General features: G+C 36.4%; 8 protein-coding genes and 1 pseudogene. 1 reads left to right on the top strand and 8 read right to left on the bottom strand.

Annotation, left to right across the window (positions count from 1 at the left end; all coding sequences use genetic code 11):
• Positions 1 to 810: pseudogene (locus RLO81_RS10010) on the top strand (glutamine--tRNA ligase); the annotation flags it as partial.
• A gap of 14 nt (positions 811 to 824) precedes the next feature.
• Here RLO81_RS10010 and RLO81_RS10015 read toward each other — a convergent pair.
• The 8 genes from RLO81_RS10015 to RLO81_RS10050 all read right to left on the bottom strand — a co-directional run.
• Positions 825 to 1079 carry a hypothetical protein gene (locus tag RLO81_RS10015; protein ID WP_350110864.1) on the bottom strand — a complete coding sequence of 85 codons (255 nt, stop codon included), beginning with the start codon at positions 1077 to 1079 and terminating at the stop codon, positions 825 to 827.
• 52 nt (positions 1080 to 1131) lie between these two features.
• Complete coding sequence (locus RLO81_RS10020; RefSeq protein WP_350110867.1) at positions 1132 to 1896, bottom strand: DUF1295 domain-containing protein; 765 nt, start codon at positions 1894 to 1896, stop codon at positions 1132 to 1134.
• Positions 1884 to 2291 (bottom strand): DUF2177 family protein, encoded by a 408-nt coding sequence (locus tag RLO81_RS10025; protein ID WP_350110870.1) that lies wholly within the window; start codon positions 2289 to 2291, stop codon positions 1884 to 1886. Before RLO81_RS10025 ends, RLO81_RS10020 begins: the two co-directional genes overlap by 13 nt.
• A 120-nt stretch (positions 2292 to 2411) precedes the next feature.
• The gene (locus RLO81_RS10030) at positions 2412 to 3275 is read right to left on the bottom strand and encodes an MORN repeat-containing protein (RefSeq protein WP_350110873.1); all 864 of its coding nucleotides are present in this window, start codon (positions 3273 to 3275) and stop codon (positions 2412 to 2414) included.
• A gap of 13 nt (positions 3276 to 3288) precedes the next feature.
• A complete protein-coding gene (locus tag RLO81_RS10035) occupies positions 3289 to 4107 on the bottom strand; it encodes a DUF2490 domain-containing protein (RefSeq protein WP_350110875.1) in 819 nt (272 codons plus the stop codon).
• Positions 4104 to 6068 carry a hypothetical protein gene (locus tag RLO81_RS10040; RefSeq protein ID WP_350110878.1) on the bottom strand — a complete coding sequence of 655 codons (1965 nt, stop codon included), beginning with the start codon at positions 6066 to 6068 and terminating at the stop codon, positions 4104 to 4106. The genes RLO81_RS10035 and RLO81_RS10040 overlap by 4 nt, the downstream gene beginning before the upstream one ends.
• Positions 6069 to 6155: 87 nt before the next feature.
• Positions 6156 to 6491 carry an ArsR/SmtB family transcription factor gene (locus RLO81_RS10045; protein WP_350110881.1) on the bottom strand — a complete coding sequence of 112 codons (336 nt, stop codon included), beginning with the start codon at positions 6489 to 6491 and terminating at the stop codon, positions 6156 to 6158.
• The coding region (locus RLO81_RS10050; protein ID WP_350110884.1) for an SRPBCC family protein at positions 6463 to 6698 on the bottom strand (236 nt) is incomplete at its 5' end. The genes RLO81_RS10050 and RLO81_RS10045, both read right to left, overlap by 29 nt.

Raw genomic sequence — 6698 nt, forward strand, 5'->3', positions numbered from 1 at the left:
GGCAATGAAGTAATGCTTAAAACTGCGTATATCATTAAAGGTGAATATGTAATAAAAGATGCTAATGGAAACATTACTGAAATACACTGCAGTGCTGATTTAGATTCACGATCCGGTAGCGGAACAGAAGCCAGTATGCGCAAAGTTAAAGGTACTTTACATTGGGTGTCTATTAAACATGCCATTAAAGCAGAAGTGAGAGAATACGATCGGCTATTCTTAGATGAAGCACCCGACAGCCATGAAGAAAAAGGTTTTATGGAGTTCATCAATCCTGATTCTTTGAACATAGTAAAAGAGGCTTATTTAGAGCCGTTTCTAAAGAATGCTCAATTGGACGATAAATTTCAGTTTCAGAGATTAGGCTACTTTACTTTAGATAAGGATTCAACTCCCGGGAATTTGATTTTTAATAAAACAGTAGGTTTAAAGGATACCTGGGCAAAACAGCAGCCAGACAATAAACCACAGCACCAAAATCAATCGAAGAATCCGAACCAAGGTGGGCAACGCAGTGCCATCAATGAAATTCAAAAAATTGCTAAAAAATATACTAACCTATCAGGCGATAAACTGGAAGCTGCAAGAGCGAATATTATTAAACTGGCTGAAGATGTGACCTATGAGGAATTGGAGCCACTTTTCAATACTGCTGCCAAAAAAGTAGGTACAAGAATAGGTGTTACTCTGTCGCTTGGCGTATTACTAAAGAATGGTCTGAAAAAAAACGAACAGGTTAGTGAGTTTTTTAAGAAAGGATTAGAAGATAAAAATGAATTATTGGTCGAAGAAACTAAGAAGCTCATTTAATTATACTATTGCTACTATTTAGTTTCTAGGACAGCTATATTCACTATTTGCTCAATTTCCAATCTATAAACCCCCCACCTTCCACCTTGCACTAAGAGTGCTGGGGGTTGTTCGGGAACTCTTAAACCTCCATAATTTTGCTCAGCAATTGACGTTGTTTCATGGCTTGCCAACACAACTTCAATAATAGATCCATCCGTTTTAATAAGCTGCAATTTAGCGCCTACCGGAATATCTTTTATTATTTCATTAACTTCTGATTCTGTCAAAATTCTACTATTTGATGATATAACAGCTAAAAGCGGCATGATGTTTAAAAAACTAAAAAAGTTTGGGGAAAATGGCAGGTGTTGAATCAACGTACGCTTGATATTCTTCATTTTCCTGATACTTTTTTTCAAGCATAGGGACACCGGAAACATTGAATAAGAGGTAAGTGATTAAAAGTGGGCTCACAACAGCATATATAGGGGCTCCAAAATTCCATGCGAGTAAAAATATTGACCACCACATAACCATTTCACCGAAATAATTCGGGTGTCTCGAATACTTCCAGAGACCATATTTCATCACCTTGCCTTTATTCTTTCTTTTAAAAGTATAAAGCTGATAATCTGCAACAGATTGCCAGAGAAAGCCGATAGTCCAAATTAAAATAAAGAGCCATGTCAGTAAATTAAAATTAACTGATACCTGATTTAAAGCCAGCAAAATTAGTGGTGTGGATATGATAAGTAGAATAAGCATTTGCAAGACATATATCTGCAAAAATGATCGCCAAAGGAATGTTGACCCCCACTCTTCTCGCCATTGTTTGTATCTGAAATCTTCTGACTTTTTACTGTTTCTAATGGCTATATAAATACTTATCCTCAATGCCCATAAAATAACTAGACCAGAACAAATAATTAAAGCTTTTGATGAATCTGAACTGAGTAATAAATAGCCGCTTACCAGTATAAACCCTAAACCCCAACTCACATCGGCAATATCATTTCGTTTTAAAACAAGTGATATAATAAAATTGATCAGCGCAAAAACCAATAGCACAACAGTCAATGGCCAAACATGAACTAGGAGATCCATCGGGTAATAAAGTAACCGGAAACACTAACACTGGCTGTGAGTACTACCCCCCATACAATGTCGATAAAAACAATTTTTAGTGGCCAATCTTTTAAAGTGGCCAGGTTGGTGAGATCATACGTAGCGTAGGTGAAAAACCCGAATAAAGCACCCAATAAAACTGCTTTCCAAGCTGATTCTTTCTCAATTGCCGGATAAATAGCAAAGATGAATATGCCTATAATAAACAATAGATAGAATATGATTGCTGCTGTCCAGTTTACATTCGGAGCAAGAAAATTTCCCAACAACCTGTTATAGAGACCTTTCGCTATAATACCTAACCAAAGCAAATCAATAGCAAAAAAAACAATAGCTGTTAGAAAATAGCTTAATATAAGTTTGTATATCGGCACAGGCTGGTTTTTTTATTAAAACACTTAAATGGTTATAAGGTTCAGCGCACGATAAAACACGTACTTAACCTACCTTAAGGTAGTAAGATTTAGTGAGAGGATAATAAATTATAAGTGTAATTAATTCTTCTCCACAGTTACCAATTCATCATTTTTCCAGATTCCTTTGGCAATAACTTCACCCTCTTTATTATAGAATACGCCTTGGCCATTGCGCATGTCTCCAGACCACTCCCCTTTAAATCGATCACCATTTGGCCAAGTATATGTGCCAATACCACTGCGCTGGTCATTTACATAACTTCCTTCATAATGCTCGCCATCGGGCCAATAGAATTTGCCTTCACCATGTCGCATATTGTCTTTCCAATTTCCTTCATATCTGCTGCCCGTACTTAGCAAGCCTATGCCCCTCCCATTTGCCATTTTGTTTTTTATTGACCCCACATAATGTACATCATGCCCTTTCTTAGTTTTAAAAGTAATATAATCTCCGCGTGTGTCTTGCTTCAATTGCCTTTCCAGATTATTGATTTGATGGGTTGCTTTGCTGAGTGCAAAAATGAGGGAATCATATTTTCTAAGTTCTTCAGGAGTGGCAGATCTTGTAGTTTCATTGAATTCCTTATTATCTAACCGAGATGTATCTTCTTTAACAATGGTTTCTTTAGACTTCGATTTAAGCTTATTGATAATGTTAATGCGTTGATCAATAGCATCGAGCAGCCATGATGGTATAGAATCTTTATTCGCATTTTCCTTCACCTTCATTACATCAGTATATCTACCTTCCTGGATGAGGGAATCGAGATAAAGCAGCACCTTTATATCTCTTTGTAGTGACGCATTGCTATTCTGAAGTTGTTTAAATTTTGATGTCTCTTGCTTATCCCCAGCATTTTGAGTGAAAAAATAGAGCGCCAAAACAGCAAATAGTACTGCAAGTAAATAACTAAATAAGAGACGCTTAGGTTGGTTAAACATATTAATAGTTTCTTTAATCCCCAGTATGGATTGAAGGTAATTTATGTTTCACTTTTCTTAAATCAGGAGAAAAGTAAACATGAAAACGCATTGTCCATTTTTGTTTGTAAATGGAACCATCTGAAATCTCTTGTCCGTGTGAGTGCATTATACCGGTGGCAACAGACAACCTGGGGTTGACAATATAGCCAATTGATGCATGAAGCCTTAAATCTTCCATTGGACTATCCACCACAGGGCCACCACTCTGCATAATTAACTCAGCTTCTGGACTAACATAAAAAGTGTTGGAGCCTAGCTTAGGCTTGCCGATGGGCATCTTTAATTTAAACATATAGCGCCACCTGTTTCTGAAAATAAACTCACTATCGGGGTTAAAGCCTTTGGTCCAACGATGTTCTACCCTAATTCTATGATAAACCATAAGAGAATGAAAGGGTTGTGCAAACTGGTATTCATGCCAAATTCGCCATTCGGGAACTGTATTTTTTTGCATCTCCTGTTTGCTGGTATTATAATTTATTCTGAGAACACCACCCAGGCTAACATTAAAGTATTTAGAGAATAAATAATTAATAGCATGCCTATTATAGATTTGCGCCACTTGTCCAGCAAAAGGAGTGCTTTCACTCTCCTCTAATCTTAAATGCGTTTGTGCTATCCAAAATAAATGATTGCTAATGCGAATATTGCCATACGTATTAATCCAGGTAGCTGTAATAGGTTCTTTGTAAACCGATTCTTTTGGCCTCTCCTGGCTATAACTAGCTTCAGAAACTGCTAAAAACAGGCCAGTTAGTGAGAATACCAGTATTTTTAAACGCAATTTCATTCTTCGAATTCTGATAAATTAGATTTTAACGAAAACAAAGCAAGAATTTCAAGTGGGTCATTCTCCTTTTTAAGCTTTCTTTCAAGCCTTTTGGTTTCTTCATCACGCAACTGTAACATCCTATCATAAAGCCTACTTAATAGCTCTTTTATGTCTGTAGCATTGTTGCAATTCAATTTTGTAGCTACAATATCAAATACATAAGGCAGCAACTTGTTAAAATAAGCACTTATAATATGCTTCTTCACTTCCTCTTCCATTAAAGTTGCCGTAAACGGATTCCATACCTCGTCAAGATAAACCTGTCGAATTTCAGAACTCCTGCTGCCCTGAAGATGTATCGCGTTTGAAAGAATGGCGAGTTGATTAAAACAAGTGATTAATTCTCTTGCTAGCGACTGTTTTTCAGACATGACATCGAACTGGGAATAATTGCTCAGCTGCTTTTTTGCAAATGACTTAATTGCTTTTAAGGCCTCTGCATTAATTGCTTCATCCAAAACGAGAAGTGAATCGATTAAATGATGAAGTGTGTCATTCTCTTGAATAATCTTTTCTTCGAACATCATTAACTCCAGCTCCTGCTGCTCTCGTGTAAGCTTGCTCATTAATTTTTCATTAATGGAGTTAATTGATGCACTTAGGTAGTGAGTTAGTTCTTCAATAGCCTCCACACCTGCTTTAGATAGATCATATTTTTCCGGTTTGGGGCCGATATATTCCTTATTGTAAACAGTATCGTTAAAACTGTATGAAATGGATAGACGTTTATTTGGCATACTTCCAAGCAGCTTCTCAAGTAGGGCCGATCTGGGCACATATTCCAAAATACCTAATTTCTGGTACTTAAAAATCTCACTAAGTGTTACTAAATACCTCCTCTGAATTGCCTCTATGGTACTAACCAAATTCGCTGTTTCTTCATCTGATAATTTAAGGAGACTTAACTGTGTGTTGGATAATAAGTCATTACACGTTTCATTAGCCTTAGTATATAATTCTTTACTTGAGTTAATAATTTTTAACTCATTATTAGTCAATGGATTATGGTTAATCTTTACTATAAATTCAGGTGTATAGCTTGTATTACCTAATGCTGATAGTATATTATTTATTTTAGTATAATGCTGTACGTTTTCTTTTAATAAGCTATTGACTCCACCTTGTATTTCAGTGTAATTTTCTGCTGTGAGTTTGTGATGTAAATTAATTGCCTCCAGATATTTATCATCCAGGTTAACGGATATTGGATTACTTAAACTCGTAGAATAAAGGTTGGTAGAATAAATTGTATCATTTGATTTAATTGTAACACTTACTAAGCGTCCTTCATCAAATTTCCAGGTTTCAATCGAGCCAGGATCTTTTGATGAATAAAGTTCCCAAACGTCATGTGCTATCCCATCGCGTAAAAAGCGGCCAATTAGTGTATTATCTTCATTTTGAATTTGAAAATTTTTTTGAGGCACACCTTCCGAAAATTCAATCTCGCTATTGAATAGTGTTGCTTTTGTTTGACCATCTTCAATACTTTTTATGGTATGCATCCATTTGCCGTCAGGTTTACCGTTTATAAGATTTCCTGAGGCAGAGTGCTGCGTGCCATTGAGTGTTATTTGATACCGGTAATTGTCGAGAGATACATTCTTTGTTGCACTGGCTTTGTAATTGCCAAAATTAAATGACCAACTTCCTACTGGGGTACCATTCTTAAATGTTCCTGCAAAATCAAATGATTCATCTGTGCCTTCAATTAGTTGTCTGGCATCTGATTTTGACATATGAAAGTCTCCAGTGAATACCGTATCACCTTCCACAATTTGAAATTCGAATTGAGCAATGCCTTCATAATCAAGTACTTGATATGAGCCATCGTATTCAAGCGCAAACTGACACAGTGCAGGTGGCGCAATAAACAAACAAGCCAGGTTTAGGTATACGATTTTCTTTATGAAGATCATTTCATAAAGAAACTAAAATAATTGGAAAGGAATAGGCAGCAAGTAAGAAACTAGCTGGTTTTCTACAATTAAATGATGATTCTGTATTTAAGACTCACCATCTAAATGATCCCCTAACCTTACAAGGGCATCATCCCAGAATTTATCATAATAATTAAGCCAGTCTTTTATGAGCTTTAATTGTTTAGGGTTTGCCTGACAATAGCGCTCTCGGCCCTTTGTGTTAATGGTTATAAGGCCGGCTTCCTCAAGGGTTTTGATGTGTTTAGTTACTCCTTGCCTGCTAATTTCATATTGCTGAGAAATTTGAGTAATAGGCAAGGCAACACTGGCCACTACTAGTGCATGAAATATCTCACGCCTTGTAGGGTCAGCAATGGCCTTTAATATACGGTCAATGTGCTGGTTCTGTGGCTTTTTCATTTAAATAATTTGGTAAAACATCAAGACATGCATCCCAACCAAAACTAAAATGGTCAAAGGATTCCGGAGCAGCATCTCCTAATTTACTTATTCCGGAATGCTCAATACTTAATTTTGTTACATTACCTACTTCTTTAAGTGTCCATAACACAACAGTCTCAATTGGGGCATCGCCAACGACCCAGGTATATTTTAGTCTATAAGGCG

This window comes from Fulvivirga sp. (genome assembly GCF_040220315.1).
Lineage (GTDB): Bacteria > Bacteroidota > Bacteroidia > Cytophagales > Cyclobacteriaceae > Fulvivirga.

Excerpts from the sequence above, each read along its gene's own strand:
- RLO81_RS10020 (WP_350110867.1), bottom strand. The coding sequence starts at position 1,896 with ATGGATCTCCTAGTTCATGTTTGGCCATTGACTGTTGTGCTATTGGTT.
- RLO81_RS10045 (WP_350110881.1), bottom strand. The coding sequence starts at position 6,491 with ATGAAAAAGCCACAGAACCAGCACATTGACCGTATATTAAAGGCCATT.
- RLO81_RS10030 (WP_350110873.1), bottom strand. The coding sequence starts at position 3,275 with ATGTTTAACCAACCTAAGCGTCTCTTATTTAGTTATTTACTTGCAGTA.
- RLO81_RS10040 (WP_350110878.1), bottom strand. The coding sequence starts at position 6,068 with ATGATCTTCATAAAGAAAATCGTATACCTAAACCTGGCTTGTTTGTTT.
- RLO81_RS10035 (WP_350110875.1), bottom strand. The coding sequence starts at position 4,107 with ATGAAATTGCGTTTAAAAATACTGGTATTCTCACTAACTGGCCTGTTT.